Origin of the sequence: Cronobacter dublinensis subsp. dublinensis LMG 23823, from assembly GCF_001277235.1 — a bacterium.
GTDB lineage: Bacteria > Pseudomonadota > Gammaproteobacteria > Enterobacterales > Enterobacteriaceae > Cronobacter > Cronobacter dublinensis.
In genome coordinates this window covers 965,737-984,024 of sequence record NZ_CP012266.1, presented here as the reverse complement: position 1 = coordinate 984,024, position 18,288 = coordinate 965,737, and the positions used below count along the sequence as shown (strand labels likewise).

Annotated in this window: 12 protein-coding genes; 7 read left to right on the top strand and 5 right to left on the bottom strand. The window is 61.5% G+C overall.

Translation table 11 applies throughout. From position 1 onward, the window contains the following. The first annotated feature begins 116 nt into the window (after positions 1-116). Together AFK67_RS04520 and AFK67_RS04515 are read left to right on the top strand one after the other, a co-directional pair. The gene (locus AFK67_RS04520; RefSeq protein WP_007720548.1) at positions 117-2,030 is read left to right on the top strand and encodes a bifunctional 5-dehydro-2-deoxygluconokinase/5-dehydro-2-deoxyphosphogluconate aldolase; all 1,914 of its coding nucleotides are present in this window, start codon (positions 117-119) and stop codon (positions 2,028-2,030) included. Positions 2,031-2,175: 145 nt separating this feature from the next. Beyond that, positions 2,176-3,030, top strand: coding sequence for a MurR/RpiR family transcriptional regulator (locus AFK67_RS04515; RefSeq protein ID WP_007720551.1), 855 nt, complete (start codon positions 2,176-2,178; stop codon positions 3,028-3,030). 49 nt (positions 3,031-3,079) lie between these two features. On the opposite strand, the gene iolB is transcribed toward AFK67_RS04515, so the two are convergent. Together iolB and AFK67_RS04505 are read right to left on the bottom strand one after the other, a co-directional pair. After that, complete coding sequence (gene iolB, locus AFK67_RS04510; RefSeq protein ID WP_007720553.1) at positions 3,080-3,889, bottom strand: 5-deoxy-glucuronate isomerase; 810 nt, start codon at positions 3,887-3,889, stop codon at positions 3,080-3,082. 18 nt (positions 3,890-3,907) lie between these two features. Continuing rightward, complete coding sequence (locus AFK67_RS04505; protein WP_007720555.1) at positions 3,908-5,413, bottom strand: CoA-acylating methylmalonate-semialdehyde dehydrogenase; 1,506 nt, start codon at positions 5,411-5,413, stop codon at positions 3,908-3,910. Between the two features lie 358 nt (positions 5,414-5,771). On the opposite strand from AFK67_RS04505, the gene AFK67_RS04500 reads away from it, so the two are divergent. Continuing rightward, positions 5,772-6,593 (top strand): TIM barrel protein, encoded by an 822-nt coding sequence (locus tag AFK67_RS04500; protein WP_007720558.1) that lies wholly within the window; start codon positions 5,772-5,774, stop codon positions 6,591-6,593. A gap of 127 nt (positions 6,594-6,720) precedes the next feature. Continuing rightward, entirely contained in the window at positions 6,721-6,978 is a 258-nt protein-coding gene (locus AFK67_RS04495; protein WP_007720560.1) for a hypothetical protein, read from the top strand. Between the two features lie 49 nt (positions 6,979-7,027). Here AFK67_RS04495 and AFK67_RS04490 read toward each other — a convergent pair whose 3' ends face one another. From AFK67_RS04490 to AFK67_RS04480, 3 genes are all read right to left on the bottom strand, one after another. Beyond that, a complete protein-coding gene (locus tag AFK67_RS04490) occupies positions 7,028-8,728 on the bottom strand; it encodes an NAD-dependent malic enzyme (protein WP_038874001.1) in 1,701 nt (566 codons plus the stop codon). A 211-nt stretch (positions 8,729-8,939) separates the two neighbouring features. Next, the gene (locus tag AFK67_RS04485; protein WP_007720565.1) at positions 8,940-10,205 is read right to left on the bottom strand and encodes an oligosaccharide MFS transporter; all 1,266 of its coding nucleotides are present in this window, start codon (positions 10,203-10,205) and stop codon (positions 8,940-8,942) included. Between the two features lie 71 nt (positions 10,206-10,276). Continuing rightward, entirely contained in the window at positions 10,277-13,408 is a 3,132-nt protein-coding gene (locus tag AFK67_RS04480; protein WP_050569283.1) for a beta-galactosidase, read from the bottom strand. Positions 13,409-13,654: 246 nt separating this feature from the next. Between AFK67_RS04480 and AFK67_RS04470 the strand changes: the two genes are divergently transcribed. From AFK67_RS04470 to AFK67_RS04460, 3 genes are all read left to right on the top strand, one after another. Further along, on the top strand, positions 13,655-14,731 hold the full coding sequence (locus AFK67_RS04470) for a LacI family DNA-binding transcriptional regulator (protein WP_007720569.1): 1,077 nt from the start codon (positions 13,655-13,657) through the stop codon (positions 14,729-14,731). Between the two features lie 245 nt (positions 14,732-14,976). Then, positions 14,977-16,053, top strand: coding sequence for a YncE family protein (locus AFK67_RS04465; protein WP_007720573.1), 1,077 nt, complete (start codon positions 14,977-14,979; stop codon positions 16,051-16,053). 63 nt (positions 16,054-16,116) lie between these two features. Beyond that, positions 16,117-18,270, top strand: a complete 2,154-nt coding sequence (locus AFK67_RS04460) for a TonB-dependent receptor (RefSeq protein WP_007720577.1) — start codon at positions 16,117-16,119, stop codon at positions 18,268-18,270. The last annotated feature ends 18 nt before the right edge of the window (positions 18,271-18,288 follow it).

Sequence of the window (18,288 nt, the reverse complement as noted above, 5' to 3'; positions counted from 1 at the left end):
AATGAAATATTTATTTCTCATACTACGTTCAACCGTTAACCCTCAGGCTGCTTGCGGGCGCGCCGCCGGCTCTCCGGCCCTCTCGTGAAGCAGGCATGCAAAAGGAAACCGTAGCTATGAATGCAGCAGTTAAGCGGCTCGATGTCATTTGTATTGGCCGTGTTGCCGTGGATCTCTACGCGCAGCAAATCGGCGCGAGGCTTGAAGATGTAGCGACCTTCGCCAAATATCTCGGCGGATCGTCAGGCAATGTCGCGTTTGGTACCGCGATCCAGGGGCTAAAATCGGCGATGCTGGCCCGCGTGGGGGATGAACATAATGGACGTTTCCTGCGTGAAACGCTGACACGCGCAGGCGTCGATACCGAATACCTGATAACCGATAAACAACGGCTGACGGCGCTGGTGATGCTCGGCATTAAAGACCAGGAGACGTTTCCGTTAATTTTCTACCGCGATAACTGCGCCGACATGGCGCTGACGCCGCAGGATATCAACGAAGACTATATCGCCTCCGCCCGCGCGCTGGCGGTAACCGGCACGCACCTCTCGCACCCGGACACCCGCGCCGCCGTGCTGAAAGCGCTGGAATACGCGCGCCGCCACGGGCTGCGTACCGCGCTGGATATCGACTACCGTCCGGTTCTGTGGGGCCTGACCTCGCCTGGCGACGGTGAAACGCGTTATGTGGAGTCAGAGCCCGTGACGCGCCAGCTTCAGGAAGTGCTGCATCTTTTCGATCTGGTGGTCGGTACGGAAGAGGAGTTTCATATCGCGGGCGGCAGCACCGACACGCTGACGGCGCTGAAAAACGTCCGCCACGCGACGAACGCCACGCTGGTGTGCAAGCGCGGGCCGATGGGCTGCGTGGTGCTGGAAGGGGCGGTGCCTGACGGCTGGGACGCGGTTCCGCTCTTTCAGGGCGTGCGCGTGGAGGTGCTGAACGTGCTGGGCGCGGGTGATGCGTTTATGTCCGGGCTGCTGCGCGGCTGGCTGAACGACGAAGGCTGGGAGCAGGCCTGCCGCTACGCCAACGCCTGCGGCGCGCTGGTGGTCTCCCGCCACGGCTGCGCACCGGCGATGCCGACCCGTGCTGAACTTGATGACTATCTGGCGCGTGCCGATGCGGTGCCGCGCCCGGATCTCGACGATCGCTTAAACCATCTGCATCGCGTGACCGCCCGCCGTCAGGCCTGGCCGGAGCTGTGCATCTTCGCCTTCGATCATCGCAAACAGCTCGCCGACCTGGCTTGCAACACCGGCTGCGACGAAGCGCGCATCCCGGCGCTGAAACAGCTGCTGCTACAGGCCGCGAAAGACGCGGCGCAGGAGACGGGGCTTGAGGGACGCAGCGGCATTTTGGCCGACGGCACTTACGGCCAGCGCGCGCTGAACGCTATTACCGGCCAGGGCTGGTGGATTGGCCGCCCGATTGAGCTGCCGGGCTCTCGCCCGCTGCGCCTTGAGCATGGCGATATCGGCTCGCAGCTCGCGAGCTGGCCGCTGGAACATGTGGTGAAATGCCTGGTGTTTTACCATCCGCACGATCCGGCCGCGCTTCGCGAAGAACAGGACGCGCTGCTGCTGGATGTGTGGCGCGCCTGTCAGCAGTCGGGGCATGAACTGCTGCTGGAAGTGATTTTGCCGGAGAACGGCCCCGATAAAGACAGGCAGCATTACCACAGGATGTTGGCGCATTTTTATCAGCTCGGCATTAAACCGGACTGGTGGAAACTGCCGCCGCTGGCGAGCCACCACTGGCAGGCCATCAGCGCGCTGATTGAGCAGGAAGATCCGTACTGCCGCGGCATCCTGCTGCTCGGCCTCGACGCGCCGCAGGAGCAGTTGCGCGAAGGGTTCGCTGAAGCGGCAACGCACCCCATCATCAAAGGCTTTGCGGTCGGGCGCACCATTTTTGGTCAGCCGTCGCGCCGCTGGATGCAGGGCGAGCTGAGCGACGAGGCACTGATCCGCGAGGTAAAAAACAATTACCTGACGCTTATCGACTTCTGGCGCGACGCGCGCCGTTAACCTTCCCGCGGAGCGGCCCTGTCGCTCCGCGCCTTTCTGCTTCGTGAAATGAATCGCGTATTTCATCCGGGAAAATGAAAAATTCGCTTCATTTGATACACTGACACAAGCTTTCCTTCTTTTTCCCCTTTTTCAGGCACGATACATGGCAAATAATCCGACCCAGCTCTCCATCCTTCAGGATGAAATTCGTCGCCGGTATGACGAGCTCAGCAAACGACTAAAACAGGTGGCGCGCTACATTCTCGATAACAGCAACAGCGTGGCGTTCGACACCGTGGCCTCTATCGCCCAGCAGGCGGATGTGCCGCCCTCCACCCTTATCCGCTTCGCCAACGCGTTCGGCTTCAGCGGTTTTAATGAGATGAAGCAGATGTTCAGACAGCATCTGATGGAGGAGACCGCTAACTATACCGAGCGCGCACGCCTGTTCCGCCAGACCGCCAGCGAAGAGACCAGCGCCCCGGAAACGCCGGCGGAAATCCTCAGCATGTTTACGATGGTCAACAGCCAGGCGCTGCAACAGCTGGCGATGCAGATGGCGCCGGAAGATCTGGAAAACGCGGTGAAGCTGCTGGCGGAGGCGGAAAATATTTATGTGATAGGCCTGCGCCGCTCGTTCAGCGTCGCGTCTTACCTCACCTACGCGCTGCGCCATCTCGATCGCAAGGCGTTTCTTATCGACGGGCTGGGCGGCATGTTTACCGAGCAGTTAAGCCTGGTGGGGCCGAAAGATGTGGTGGTGGCGGTCAGCTTCTCGCCTTATTCCCGCGAAGTGGTGGAACTGGTAGAGCTGGGCGCCCAGCGCAAAGCGCGCCAGATTGCGATTACCGACAGCCAGGTAAGCCCGCTCGCCGCCTTCAGCGATGTCTGTTTTGTGGTACGCGAAGCCCAGGTGGACGGCTTCCGCTCGCAGGTGGCCTCGCTCTGTCTCGCCCAGACGCTCGCCGTGTCGCTGGCGCTTAACAACAGTAAAAACGCGCAGCAGCAGAGCGCCTGACGCGCGCCACAAAAAAAACGGCCCGGATGGGCCGTTTTTGTTTCCACGCTTAGCGCCGCGGATAGTCGTCGCGGTTGATCCAGGCGTGGTCCTCTTCCCAGGTAAACAGCCATTTGCGCTCCGGCCCTGCCATCACGTTCAGGTAATAGCTGTCATAACCCGCAATCGCCGCGACCGGATGATAGCCGCGCGGCACCATCACCACGTCGTGATTGTAGGGGGCCATGCAGGCGTCGAGACTGCGGTCGTCGGTGTAGACGCGCTGAAACGCGAAGCCCTGCGGCGGGTCGAAGCGGTGATAGTAGGTCTCTTCAAGCTGCGTCTCCTGGCCCGGCACCGGAGTATCGTGCTTGTGCGCGGGCCAGGAGCTGGTCGCGCCCTCTTCGGTATACACCTCGACCACCAGCAGCGCGTCCGCCTCGCCGCTGTCCGGCAGGATGTTATGCACCAGACGCTGATTGCGCCCCTTGCCGCGATGCTCAACACCCACCTCTTGCGGCGTTATCACTCGCGCAGGCAGCGCGCCTTTGCCCGGCGCGCTACAGACCGCGAGTTCCAGACTGGAATCCGCCGTCACTTCAATTTGCTCCTGCGGCGGCACGTAGACCGACCACGGCGGCGTGCGCTCAAACGGCGACATCCGCCCGCCGAGCCCCGGAAAATCCGCCTTGCGCGTTTTCACCGAGGCAAGTCCCGCCACCAGCACCAGGCACAGCTCCCGGTCACCGCTCTCAAGCGTGAGCGTTTCACCCTCTTTCAACATCCAGACATCAAAGCCGATATAACGCCAGCCAGCGTTTTCCGGGGTGATGTGCTGAAGATGGCGCGCGTCGCGCTGCGCCTTTGCAAGTAACGACATGGCTCCTCCTGGAAAAACTTAACCGAGCGTCGGCATACTGAATTCAGAGACGGTCTGCTGCCCCTGCGGCCAGCGTACCGTGGCAGTTTTCATGCGGGTGTAGAACCGCACGCCGTCCGGCCCGTGTACATTCAGCGCGCCGAAGACGGAACGCTTCCAGCCGCCGAAGCTGTGGAATGCCATCGGCACCGGTACCGGCACGTTGACGCCCACCATCCCTGCCTGCACGTCATGCACGAACTCGCGCGCCGTGTGGCCGTTGCTGGTGAAAATAGCGCTGCCGTTGCCGAACTCATGGCTGTTAATCAGCGCCAGCGCGCTCTCGTAGTCCGGCGCGCGCACGATGCCAAGCACCGGCCCGAAAATCTCTTCGCGCCAGATGACCATCTCCGGGGTTACGTTATCAAACAGCGTGCCGCCCACGTAATAACCCGCTTCATAACCCGGCAGGCGGAAACGGCGACCATCCACCACCAGCTTCGCGCCCTCGTTAACGCCCTTCTCAATATAGCCCAGGACTTTTTTCTGGTGCGCGTCAGAGACGACCGGCCCCATCTCATTCTCTTCCGGCCCGCGCATACAGCCTGGGCCCACTTTCAGCGCTTCCACCAGCGGCGTGAGGCGCGCAATCAGCTTATCCGCCGTTTCGTCGCCCACCGCGACCACAATCGGCAGCGCCATACAGCGCTCGCCCGCCGAGCCAAACGCGCCGCCCATAATGGCGTTGACCGTCGCGTCGAGATCCGCATCCGGCATCACGATAGCGTGGTTTTTCGCCGCACCGAACGCCTGCACGCGTTTGCCGTACGCGCTGGCGGTTTTGTAGATATGCTCCGCCACGCCGGACGAGCCGACAAAGCTCACCGCCGCGATGCGCGGATCGGTATAGAGCTGTTCAGCGTCTTCATTGCTGCAATGCACGACGTTAAAAACGCCGTCCGGCAACCCGGCCTCTTTCAGCAACTCCGCCATGCGCACCGCGGCAGTCGGCGCCAGCGCGGGCGGCTTGAGCACAAAGCTGTTGCCGCACGCGAGCGCTATCGGGAACATCCACATCGGCACCATCGCCGGGAAGTTAAACGGAGTGATCCCGGCGACCACGCCGAGCGGCTGCATCAGGGAGTAGCTGTCGACGCGGGTACCGACATCCGAGGAGTATTCGCCTTTGATCAGGTGCGGAATACCGCAGGCGAACTCCACCACTTCCATGCCGCGCGTCAGTTCGCCCATCGCGTCTGACCAGACCTTGCCGTGTTCGCTGACGATAATCGCCGCCAGTTCTTCGGCGTGTTGTTCCAGCAGCATTTTGAAATGAAACAGCACCCTGGCGCGGCGCAGCGGCGTGGTGTTCGACCAGGCGGCGAACGCCTCATGGGCGACCTGGATTGCGCCTGAGACCTCCTGGGCTGTGGATTGCGTCAATTCGCGCACCGGTTTGCCCGTGGCCGGGTCGAAGACCGGCACCGTCTGGTTGCTGCTGCTGTTGCAGATTTTCCCGCCGATAAAGTTTCCTGTGATATTCATGCTTAGCCTCGTCGTCTGGAGGGGGTCAATGTCGTCGCCGTGCCGGCTCGTGTAAAAACATCTGCCTTTATCCTGGCCAAATGAAATGAATATTTCAATAAAGCAATCAAATGGAATTTAATTTTGGTGACTATGGTCGCATTTTCATCCCGCGACGCGTTGCCCCGCTTTCACCTTACCGGTTCACCCCCTGAAACATCACGGATCATGCCGCGTATCACTGACATATCCGCCAGCTTCAACGCTTTTTTTGCGAAGCCGATCAAAGAATCCGCATTTCAAATATTGCCAATTATGAAATAAATGTTTTGATTAAAGACAGACCCGTTTTTCATTCTGTTGCTTTCAGGAGAGTACGATGACCATTGCACTGCACCGCTTCTGCGTTAACCGCAAAATCGCGCCGGGGCTCGATATCCCCGCGTTCTTTAAGCTTGTTAACCGGCTTGGGCTGAACAAGGTCGAGCTGCGTAATGACATGCCCGGCGGCAGCGTGACAGACGGCCTCGGCCATGCGCAGGTACGCGAACTGGCGGCGCGTTACGGTATTGAAATTGTCACGATTAACGCCGTTTATCCGTTTAACCAGCGCACGCCTGCGGTGCGCGAGCTCACCGAGTCGCTGCTGAAAGAGGCGCAGGCGGTGGGCGCGGCGGGGCTGGTGCTCTGCCCGCTGAATGACGGAAGCCACATCGCGCCCGACGAGACCCTGGCCGCGCTGCGGGATCTCGCCCCTCTCTTTGCGCGCTACGGCATTCAGGGGCTGGTCGAGCCGCTCGGTTTTCCGCAAAGCTCGCTGCGCTCGGCGGCGCAGGCCCAGACGTTGATCCGCGACGCCAGCGCTCCTTTTAAGCTGCTGATCGACACCTTTCACCACGCGCTCTACCCGCAGGCGGCGCAGGAGTTCGCGCAGGTGGACGTGTCGATGATTGGGCTGGTGCACCTCTCAGGCGTAGAGGACGCGCGCCCGTTCGACGCGCTCACCGACGATCAGCGCATCATGCTGACGCCAGGCGATCGTCTGAACTCGGTTGAGCAGGTTAACGCGCTGGAGGCGCGGGGCTATCAGGGGATTTACGCTTTTGAGCCGTTCTCATCAGCGCTGGCGACATGGAGCGAAGCGGATATCGAGCGTGAGATCCTCAGCAGCATTGAGCTTGTGCGCCAGCACGTTGCCTGAGCCCGGGCGCGCAAAACGGCGATAAAATCACCTGTGGTCGGGGCGCGGTTTCAGGTATGATGCGAGGCCAGATCCCGTGGCGCCAGGCGTTGTCGGGGTTGTCCTTTATTCAGAACCGAGCGCGTCAATGAGAGTCACCCCGGCCAACACCGTTGAATCCATTATCTTTTGCCTGCTGTTTATCTTTTTCTTTTTAAACCTTCCGCACCTGCTGTTCGCCCTGCTGCACGCCACCGAGCTGCGCGACGTCGCTGCGGTGGTGAACGTGGTGCCGTTTCTGGATGACTTTAACGCGTATTTTATTGAGCTTGCGGTGGTGTCGGTTATCTGTTCGCTGATAACGACCGTGGCGGGCAAGTGTCTCTGGATGCAGTGGCGCGGGTGACGCGCCGGATGTGAAACACGCTGGCGCGACGCGCCAGCGTGAAGCCGCCTCAGATAGACGTGCGGCGATAGCTGCGATACTCCGGCAGCCAGAAGTTTTCTTCAATGGCCTGCAACAGCGCCTCGGCGGAGGTTTTCACCGCCACACCCTGCTGCTGCGCCATTTTCCCTACCGCAAACGCGATATCCTTCGACACCTGCTGAATGTCGGTCAGCGGCGGCAGCACCAGCCCGCTGCCGGTATTAACGAGCGGCGAATGGGACGCCAGCGCTTCGCTCGCCGCCATCATCATTTCATCGGTAACGCGCAGCGCGCCGGACGAAATAATCCCCAGCCCGATGCCGGGGAAGATGTACGCGTTGTTGCACTGGGCAATCGGGTAGGTTTTCTCTTTCACCGTTACCGGCTGGAACGGGCTGCCCGTCGCCACCAGCGCCGCGCCGTCGGTCCAGTTCAGGATGTCGTGCGGCGTCGCCTCGACGCGTGACGTCGGGTTGGAAAGCGGCATCACGATCGGGCGCGCGCAGTGCTTATGCATCTCGCGGATGATCTCTTCGGTGAAGAGCCCGGTCTGGCCGGAAACGCCAATCAGAATGTCCGGTTTGGCATTGCGCACCACATCCAGCAGCGAGAGGGCATCGCTTTGCGTATCCCAGCCCTGCAGGCTCTCGCGTTTTTGCACCAGCTTCGACTGGAACGACAGCAGGTTCGGCATGTTGTCGGTCAGCAGGCCGAAGCGGTCGACCATATAAACGCGCGCCCGCGCCTGCTCGTCGGTTAAGCCGCCTTCGGTGCGCATCCAGGCGATGATCTGCTCGGCGATGCCGCACCCGGCGGAGCCTGCGCCGAGGAAGACGATTTTCTGCTCGCAAAGCTGGCTGCCTGCCGCGCGGCTCGCCGCAATCAGCGTGCCGAGCGTGACCGCCGCGGTGCCCTGGATATCATCGTTAAAGCAGCAGATTTCGTCGCGATAGCGCTCCAGCAGCGGCATCGCGTTTTTCTGCGCGAAGTCTTCAAACTGCAGCAGCACGTTCGGCCAGCGCTGTTTCACGGCCTGGATGAAATCATCGACAAAGGCGTAGTACTCGTCATCGGTGATGCGCGGATGACGCCAGCCCATGTAGAGCGGATCGTTCAGCAGCTGCTGGTTGTTGGTGCCGACATCCAGCACGATAGGCAACGTGTAAGCCGGACTGATGCCGCCGCAGGAGGTATAGAGCGAGAGCTTGCCGATAGGAATGCCCATGCCGCCGATGCCCTGGTCGCCGAGGCCGAGAATACGCTCGCCGTCGGTCACCACGATCACTTTGATGTTATGGATCGGCACGTTTTGCAGAATGTCGTCCATGTTGTGGCGGTTCGGCCAGGAGATAAACACCCCGCGGGCGCGGCGGTAGATCTCAGAGAAACGTTCACAGGCGGAGCCCACCGTCGGGGTGTAGATGATGGGCATCATCACTTCGAGATGGTTTTCCAGCAGGCGGTAGAACAGGGTTTCGTTGGTGTCCTGGATGTTGCGCAGGTAAATGTGTTTATCAATATCCGTTTTGAAATCTTCAAACTGTCGCCACGCGCGCTCCGCCTGCTCTTCAATGGTTTCCACCACTTCCGGCAGCAGCCCCAACAGGTTGAAGTTGCTGCGCTCCTCCATGCTGAAGGCGCTGCCTTTATTCAGTAGCGGAAACTCCAGCAGAACCGGACCGGCGTAGGGAATGTAAAGCGAACGGTTTTTTTTGTGTTTGATTTCCATCTGTCTCACTCTTTTTTGCGCGGCAGAAGCCTTATCACCGGCTCTCTGGAGGCCGCGTCGGAACGGGCGGATTACCATAGCGGCACATAGTGTATAAGAAAGCGGCCCGCCACTCTTCCATAAATGGACAGATTTCTGACGTCAATGCTATGCAATTTATTCATTCAGGGGAATGACGGAGGAGCCGGGCTCCCCCGTCAGGGTGTGGGCGTCAGGCAAGCGAGGAGTCGGGCGATTTCTCAAGCGCCGCGCGCGGCCGACCCTGTAGCGTGAAGAAAGAGATGACGGTAAAGCCAAGCGTAATCAGCCCCAGTATCAAATAGGTCTGCTGGAAGCCGACCGTGTCGTACATCCGCCCCGCCCAGGTGGAGAGCACAACGCCGGAGAGCTGTTTCGAGAGGTTAAAGCCTACCAGGAACAGCGTGGCGGAAAGGCGCGGGTCAAACACCGCCGAAATGTATTTAAAGGTGCCCACCAGCAGGAACGGCAGCTCGAACATATGCAGCGTTTTCAGCACGATAACTTGCCAGTCGGCGGTGGCGAACGACGAGCCGATAATGCGCATAGACATAATGGCGCCCGCTATCAGCAACGCGTTTTTACTGCCGATGCGGTTGATGATAAACGGCGTGAAGAACATTACGGTGGCGTTGAGCAGCTCGCCGCCGGTGGTGACGAAGCCGAAGATCTGCGTGCCACGCTCCGGGCTTGAGAAAAAGCCTTTGAAGAAGTTGGCGAACTGCTGGTCGAAGACGTCATAAACGCTCGCCACGCCCACCACGTAGATGATAAACGCCCAGAAGCTGCGCATTCTGAACAGCTCGCTCACAAGCTTCATCGAGAACGCCTGGCTGGTCTCCTGGGTGCCGGAAATCAGGTTGCCGCTCTCCCCCGCCGGGCGTGAGAACCACAGGACGCCTGCGAGTATCAGCGCGCACGCCGAGGCCACCCAGAAGATGATATTGGGGTTCACGCCAAACAGCATGCCGGTCATGGAGGCGCACAGCGCCCAGCCCACGCAGCCGGAGACGCGCACTTTGCCATATTCAAAATTATTGGCGCGACTCACGCGTTCAATATATGCCTCCACGGCGCCTGAGCCGCTCGAAAACACGATGCCGAGATAGCAGCCGCCGACAAACGCCCCGACCCAGATGTTAAACGCCAGCAGCGGTTTAAGCACAAAGATAAAGAACGGCGCAAACAGCACCAGCAGGCCGGTAATCGTCCACAGCAGATGTTTACGCAGCCCGAGCTTATCGGACACCAGCCCGAACACCGGCTGGAAGATAATCGCGAACAGCGAGATGCACGAGAAGACGATCCCCGTATCCGTTTTATTCAGGTGGGCGACATCCGCGAGCCACACCGGAAAGAACGGAAAGTAGGCCGACATAATGAAGTAGTAGAAAAAGAAGAACAGCAAAAAGAATAGGAAGTTCTGTCTTTCAACCGGGGTCAGGGCAGGCTTATTCATCGTTCACCTTTCGTGTTAATGAGGCTGTTTTTGTTGTTAAAGCCGGGGCAAGCCCCGGCGGTCGCGCCCTGTCAGCCTTGCCGTCTGCGCAGGGTAAAGCGGTAGCGGTATTCCCGCGCGCTCAGCAGATATTCCGGGTGCACGCTCGGGGTCCAGGAGTCATCCCCGCCGACGCCCATATGGAAACCGTCAATCGTGAGCCAGATGCCCGCCTCCGGCTGCAGTTTGTGCCAGTGGCTGGTCTCCATGAGCTGGCGGGTACCGTACGGGCTTAACGAGAAATGAAACTCGCCCTCGGCCAGCCAGCCGTTCCAGTTCAGCTCGCGGGTATTGCAGCGCAGGCCGTTCTCAGTAGGGAAAATGTACGGCGTGGAGAGCTCAGCAAGCGGCAGCGTCCAGCGTGAGAAACAGGCGCTGCTCAGCCGGTCCGGGTAGTTCTCATGCGGGCCGAGGCCGAGCCAGCTGGCCGTCTCTTCGCCGCCGCGCAGCTGGCAGACGACGCCGATACGCGGCAGCGGCGGCAGCGCCGGGCTGCGCTCGACGTCGATATCGCAGTGCAGGGCGCCCTGGTTATCCACGACCATACGCCAGCGGCTGAGAATGGCCGGGCCGTCCGCCAGACCGCGGGCGAAATACGCGTGCTGCACGCGCACTTCCACGCCCTCGCGGGTGGTTTGCGCCTCGCAGGCCAGGCAGCGGTGTTCGGCGTCATACAGCCCCGCCGCTTTCCAGCGCTCCACCCAGGCGTTCGGGTCGATGCGTTCCACTTCGCTGACGCCGATATCGTTATCCAGCGGCGCGCGAATAAACTGATCGGCAAGCGGCGTCAGCAGTTGATCTTCGCCGTCGTCGCTCCACTGGGTAAGCAGCCCGCTGGCGCGGCTGACGCGCCAGACCTGACGCCCATGGCGGATGACAAATTCCGCGTCGGCTATCTCAAGCGCGGGCGCTTCGCCCGCCACCGGCGGTTCGGGCAGCGCCAGCGGCGCGGCAAGCGGCCACTGCGCCCAGGCGCTGAGATGCCCCTCCGGCGACCACGCCGTCGCCTGCGGCTGTTCCACGCGCACGTGCAGCCAGATGGCGTCGTCGCCCGCCTGAGCGCTAAAGCCGTTCTCGCTGAGCGTCAGCACGCAGCTCTCCTGTGGGCCAAGCTCCAGCGCGGTTTCGCCACTGATGCGTGTTTCGCCGCGCACCTCGACGCTCCAGACCAGGCGCTCGTTGTCGTTGTCGCGGAACAGGTATTCGCTGGTCACTTCGATTTGCAGCGGGCTTTCGCTCACCAGCCGGAACTGGAAGAACTGCTGCTGATGCTTCGCCTCATACAGCGCCGGGTGCGGCGTGCGGTCCGGGAAGACCAGCCCGTTCATGCAGAACTGTCGGTCGTTCGGCGTGTCGCCGAAATCGCCGCCGTAGGCCCACCAGCGGCTGCCGTCCGGCTCCACGCGCGTGATGGCCTGGTCGGCCCAGTCCCAGATAAACCCGCCCTGCAGGCGCGGATACTGGCGGAACGCGTCCCAGTAGTCGGCAAAATTACCGAGGCTGTTGCCCATCGCGTGGGCGTATTCGCAGAGGATCAGCGGGCGGGTTTCGCCGGGCATCGAGATCCACTTTTTAATCGACCATTTCGGCACCGCCGGGATAAGCTGATCCGTTTCTACCCGGGCGTACATCGGGCAGATGATGTCGGTGGCGCGCGTATCCGCCCCGCCGCCTTCATACTGCACCGGGCGCGTCGGGTCCTGATGCTTGATCCAGTTGTAGAGCGCGGTGTGGGTCGCGCCGTTGCCCGACTCATTGCCGAGCGACCAGATAATAATGCTCGGGTGGTTACGGTTGCATTTCACCATCCGGGTGACGCGCTCGCTGTAGGCGCCAAGCCACACCGGGTCATCCGACAGGCGGCTCATCGGCTCCATGCCGTGGGTTTCGATATTCGCTTCATCCACCACGTAAAGCCCGTAGCGGCTGCACAACTCATACCAGCGCGGCTGGTTGGGGTAGTGCGAGCAACGCACGGCGTTAAAGTTGTTCTGCTTCATCAGCAGGATGTCCTGCACCATCGCCGCCTCATCCACCGCCTGGCCTTTTTCCGGGTGATGCTCGTGGCGGTTGACGCCGCGAATAAGCAGCGGCTGGCCATTGAGCGTCAGCAGGCCATTGTGGATTTCCACGCGACGAAAGCCGACGTCGTGCGCCTCGGAGACTAACGCCATACCGTCAGTGTCCAGCAGCGTCACGACCGCGCGGTAGAGGTGCGGCGCTTCGGCGCTCCAGAGCAGCGGATTGTCGACATCGAGCGAGAGCGTCACGCGCTCCGGGTAGTTACCGCGCTCATCAATCGGGGCGGAGCCGAGCGCCCGCGTCTGGCTCGCCACTTCGGTGTCGCCGTGCCACAGCGCCAGGCTGACGCTGAGCCCGCGCGCGGCGGACGTCACCTCCACCTCGCTAAACAGCGTGGCGTGGCGCAGCGATGGCGCAAGCTCGGTATGGACGCGCACGTCTGCGAAGGCCTGCTCCGGGAGATGCAGCAGGCTCACCGGGCGGAAAATCCCGCTCATGCGCCACATATCCTGATCTTCCAGATACGTGCCGTCCGACCAGCGCAGCACCAGCACGCACAGGCGGTTGCGGCCCGCGTGCAGCACGTCAGTGAGATCGAACTCCGCTGGCAGACGGCTATCCTGGGAGTACCCCACCCACTGCCCGTTACACCAGAGATAAAACGCCGAGTTCACGCCGCCGAAGACGATGCGCGTGCGGCCCGCTTCGAGCCACGCCTGCGGCACGTCGATATCGCGCGAATAGCAGCCGGTCGGGTTGTCGTCCGGCACAAACGGCGGGTTGACCGGGATCGGGTAGCGCACGTTGGTGTAGATCGGGGTGTCATAGCCTTCCATCTGCCAGTTCGACGGCACCGTTGTGGCTCGGGCATCCGTGAGATCGGCCGCCAGCCAGACATCCGGCACCTGATGAGGGCTTGAGAAAAAGCTGAACTGCCACTCGCCGTCGAGCGACAGCACGGCGTCGGAGGCGTCGCCCCGGCGCGCCTGGCAGGCGTCACGCCAGCCGTGCAGCGGCGTGTGGGAAGGCAGGCGGTTCACGCTGGTAATAGCCGGATTTTGCCAGTCGTTACGGGCAAGGATGGTCGCCAGCGGGCGCGTCTGCAGCTCGTTAAAAGCAGTGGTGGTGGGGTTTTCTGTCATGATGGTTCCCTGGAAATCAAAAAATGTCGTGCGCTAACATTGATAATCAGCATGGCGGGAAACCGGGCGGATCGCGAACAGCGGCTTTTCAGAATGAGAACCTGGATCACATCACAGCCATGAATGGATCCAGAAATGGGATCTTCATCACACCGATAATGTTAGCGCACGACATTTCACGCCAGAAATTGACTTTCGCCGCCGCCATCACCGATCATTGCGCCGACGAGAGGCAGAGGAAAGGCGATGAAAAAACGACTCAGCACGCTGGATGACGTGGCGCAGAAGGCCGGGGTGTCGCACCAGACGGTGTCGCGCGTGCTTAACAAACCGGCGCTGGTGTCGCCCGCCACCCGACAGCGGGTGCTGGAGGCCATGGAGGCGTTACAGTTTGTGCCAAACCGCAGCGCGCAGCTGCTGGCGGGCAAAGCCACCCGCACGCTCGGTTTTATTACCGTCTCTCTCGCGCTCCACGCGCCGTCGCAGATTGCCGCCGCCATTAAAAGCCACGCCGCGCGGGCGGGCTACAGCGTGGTGATCGCCACCCTGGAAACCGGCGCGCTGGAGGAGCTGCAACGCTCGCTAAATGAGATGCGCGCGCAGAAAGTGGACGGGGTTATCATCAACCTGCCGCTCGGGGCCGACGCGGCGGCGACACTCGCGGCGCAAAACAGCGATCTGTTGTGCCAGTTTCTCGACGTGCCCGCCGACAGCGACGTGTTTCACGTGAGCTTTGATCCGCGCGACGGCTCGCGCCAGAGCGTGGAGTTTCTGCTTGATGCCGGGCATCGGCAGGTAGCGCTACTCGCAGGGCCCGCGCATTCGGTCGCCTCGGCAATGCGTCTCGCCTGCTGGCAGGAAGTACTGGCGGAGCGCGGCCTGCGCGCCTGCGCGCTGCTGCACGGCGACTGGAGTTCGAAAGATGCCTGGCAGCAGACGCTCAGCCTGTTTCGCACGCGGCGCGACATCACCGCGCTGCTGGTGGCTAACGACCAGATGGCCTTCGGCGCGATGAGCGCGCTGGACGAGCTCGGCCTGCGCGTGCCGCAGGATGTCTCGGTGATTGGCTATGACGACACGCCGGACAGTGCCTATTTCATTCCGCCGCTCACCACCGTCGAGCAGGATTTCAACCGCCTCGGCGCGGAATCGGTGCGCCGGATGGTGGCGCGCCTCACCGGTCACGGCGACGGCGGCTCGACGCTGCTGCCGACGCGTTTCATCGAACGCCGTTCCACCACGTCGCTGCGCGACCGTCACGCCGATCGCGAGCGCCTGCTCGATGAGATGGCGCGTCTGGTGAAAGCGCTGCGCGAGTGCTGAGCACGACGCCGGAGACCCCACTCTGGCGTTTACGGTTATTTCCTTCCTCTTTTGCGCATTTTCCCTGCCTTTTAGCGGCCTGTTCGCGCCGATGATTTTCGCTTTCAATTGCAAATGATTATTAGTAACATTCTCAACTTCTGTGAAAGGGTGTTTCAGTTTATGGCAGGATCCGCTGGCGCAGACGCCGGGAAAATCCCCTTTTGCGTTATCTGACAATAAGTTAAACCAAATGGAGTTGTCTGATGAACCACAAGACCGGCGCCCTGGCGCTGCTGGTGACGCTCGCCCTTATCGGCTGCGCGACACACCCTTCCCCCGCCCCGGCCACCGCTCCGGCTCCCGCAGCACACACCCAGCACGATCACCTCGTGAAGCGCGAACTCGCTTACGGCGTGTATGAGATGGCGCTAAGCCCGGCGGGCAACGCGCTCTATGTCGCCACCGCGCAGTCGTTTAAGGACGTGCAGGGCGGCGTAATTTACAGGCTCGATCCGCAGTCGCTGATCACGCTCGGCGAAACCCATACCGACCTGAAAAATTTCGGCATCGCCACCGCGCCGGACGGTAAAACGGTCTGGGTGACCAACTCGCTCGATGGCGGCATCAGCGCGCTCGACACCGCCACCGGGAAAATCACCGGTCGCCTGCTGTTTGGCGAGCGTAACGAGAAAGGCTTCCCGTCCGGGGCGCGTGAAATTCTCTGGCACGACGGCATGCTGTATGTCGGTGCCGTCGCCGATCCGGCGGTGATCTGGGTGGTTGACGCGAAAACGCTGAAGCTTAAAAAACGCATTAAAAACGCGGGCAAATGGGTCACGGGCCTGCACTTCTCCCCAGCCACGCAACGGATCTACGCGGCGAACGGCGGCGGCGAAATTCTTGTTATCAACCCGACCACGCAGCGCATTGAGAAGCGCTGGAAACCGCTTGGCGACAAACCGGCGCTGCTGCTGAACATGGCGGAAGATCCGGCGACCGGCCGCCTGTTCGTCACCGACAATTCGAAAGCGAAAACCACGCTGGTGCTGGATATCCGCAGCGGCGACGTCATTAAACAGCTCGACGTGGGCGATTCACTGGCGGTGAAATTCAACCCGCAGCGCCAGGAGATCTACATCACCCGGCGCGACGGCGGAAAACTCCTGAGCCTTGACGCCGCCACCTATAAGGTGAAAAAGCAGTGGGATCTGCCGCCGAATCCGAACAGCCTGCTGCTCTCGCCAGATGGCCAGACGCTGTGGGTCACCGTCAAACAGCCTTTTAACAAAGACCACTCCACCAAAGGGCCGGAGCAGGTGGTGCGCATCGACCTGAAATAACCGTTTACGGGCCCGACAAGGGGCCCGTTTCCTTACAAAAATAATGACAGGACAACCTCGGGGATGAAACACGTAACGTTACGCCAGACGCTGCTGGCGATGGCCGTGGGCTGCGCCGCGTCTTACGCGCACGCGGAAGAGACTATCGTGGTGCAGGCCGCCCGCGAGGCGTTTACGCCGGGCGGCGACACGCCGCCACCCGCCTATCTGGATGGTCAGGTGGCGCACGGCGGGCGGCTCGGGATGCTCGGCGAGCAGCGCGCGATGGACGTGCCGTTTAACGTCATCAGCTTTACCTCAAAGCTCGTGGAAGATCAGCAGGCGCGCACCGTCGCTGACGTGGTGCGTAACGATGCGGGCGTGCAGAACGTGCAGGGCTACGGCAACTTCCAGGAGACCTACCGCATTCGCGGCTTTGCGCTGGAAGGCGACGACATGACCTTCAGCGGTCTTGGCGGCGTGATGCCGCGTCAGGTGGTGGAGATGGCGATGGTTGACCGCGTCGAGATCTTCAAAGGCGCCAACGCGCTGGTCAACGGCGCGTCCACCACCGGCGTGGGCGGCGTTATCAACCTTGAGCCGAAACATGCCGACGCCCTGCCGCTCACCCGGCTTGGCGTCGATTACACCTCAGCACGTCAGGCGGGCGTCACGCTGGATGCCGGACGGCGTTTCGGCGAGACGGACCAGTTCGGCGTGCGCGTAAACCTGGTGCAGCGCGAAGGCGAGACGGCGGTGGATAATGAAAAGCGCCGCACTACCTTTGCTTCCGTCGGCCTGGATTATAAAGGCGATCGCCTCAAAACCTCGCTCGATCTGGGTTATCAGAAACAGGGCTTCCACGGCGGGCGAATCGGGGTGGATGTTCGCAATGTCGATTTCATTCCGGCCGTGCCGAAAGCAACGCAGAATTACAGCCAGGACTGGGTTTACAGCGATCTCGAAAGCCAGTTCGGCATGGCGCGCGCTGAGTATGCGCTCGCCGACGACTGGACGCTCTATGGCGGCTTCGGCGGCCAGCACAGCCATGAGAAAGGGCTGTACGCCACACCGCGGCTGATTAACGCCGACGGCGACGCCACGATGGGTCGCATGGATACCAACCGAATTATCGATAATGCCAGCGGGATGGGCGGCGTGCGCGGGCGCTTTGACACCGGGTTTATTTCGCATCAGGTGAACCTGGGGTATTCGGCCATCGCGCGCCGCGACGCCACGGCCTGGCGCATGGCGAAAACCACCAAAACCGTCAATATTTACGATCCGCGCGACGTGGGCCGCCCGCCCAACGCCAGCGCCAGCGGCAACTACGGCTCGCCGCCGACCACCGGCCGCTCGCGCACCCAGGGCTGGCTGCTGAGCGATACGCTCGGCGTGCTGGATGACCGGGTACTGCTGACGGTCGCCGCGCGCCATCAGAAAGTGGTGGTGCGCAAATACAGCGCCAAAACGGGCGATGAAACTCTCGATTCGCGCTTTAACGACAGCCGCTGGATGCCGACTTACGGCATCGTTTACAAGCCGACCGAACAGGTATCGCTTTACGCCAACCATACCGAATCGCTGGAGCCTGGCGGCAGCGCGCCGGCTACCGCCGCCAACTACGGGGAGAGCACCGGCATTTTGCATTCAAAGCAGAATGAAGCAGGCGTGAAAATTGACTTCGGGCGGCTCGGCGGCACGCTGACCGCCTTTGAAATCAAAAAGCCCGTCGCCACCCAGGACAGCGTCACCAATATCTACGCGCTCAGCGGCGAGCAGCGCAACCGCGGCGTGGAGCTGAACCTCTTCGGCGAGCCGGTGCTGGGGCTGCGCCTGAACGCCAGCGCCACCTGGATTGACCCGCAAATGACCCGCACCAAAGACGGCGCGAATGACGGTCACGACGCCGTCGGCGTGCCGCGCTTCGCGATGCGCGTGGGCGGCGAGGTGGATATCGCGCCGGTCGAGGGGCTGACCGCCAGCGCCTGGGTGAACCACACCGGCGAGCAGTACGTTAACGCCGCCAACACCCGCAAGCTGGACGACTTCACCACGCTCGATCTCGGCGTGCGTTACCGCATGACGCTTAACGATCAGCAGAATACCGTGACGTGGCGCGCGGGCATCGATAACGTCACCAATGAGAAATACTGGTCGACCGTGGAAAGCAGCGGCATTTACCTCTATCAGGGCAAACCGCGCACGCTGAAACTCTCCATGAGCTACGATTTTTAAGCCGCACCCGCCGGGCCT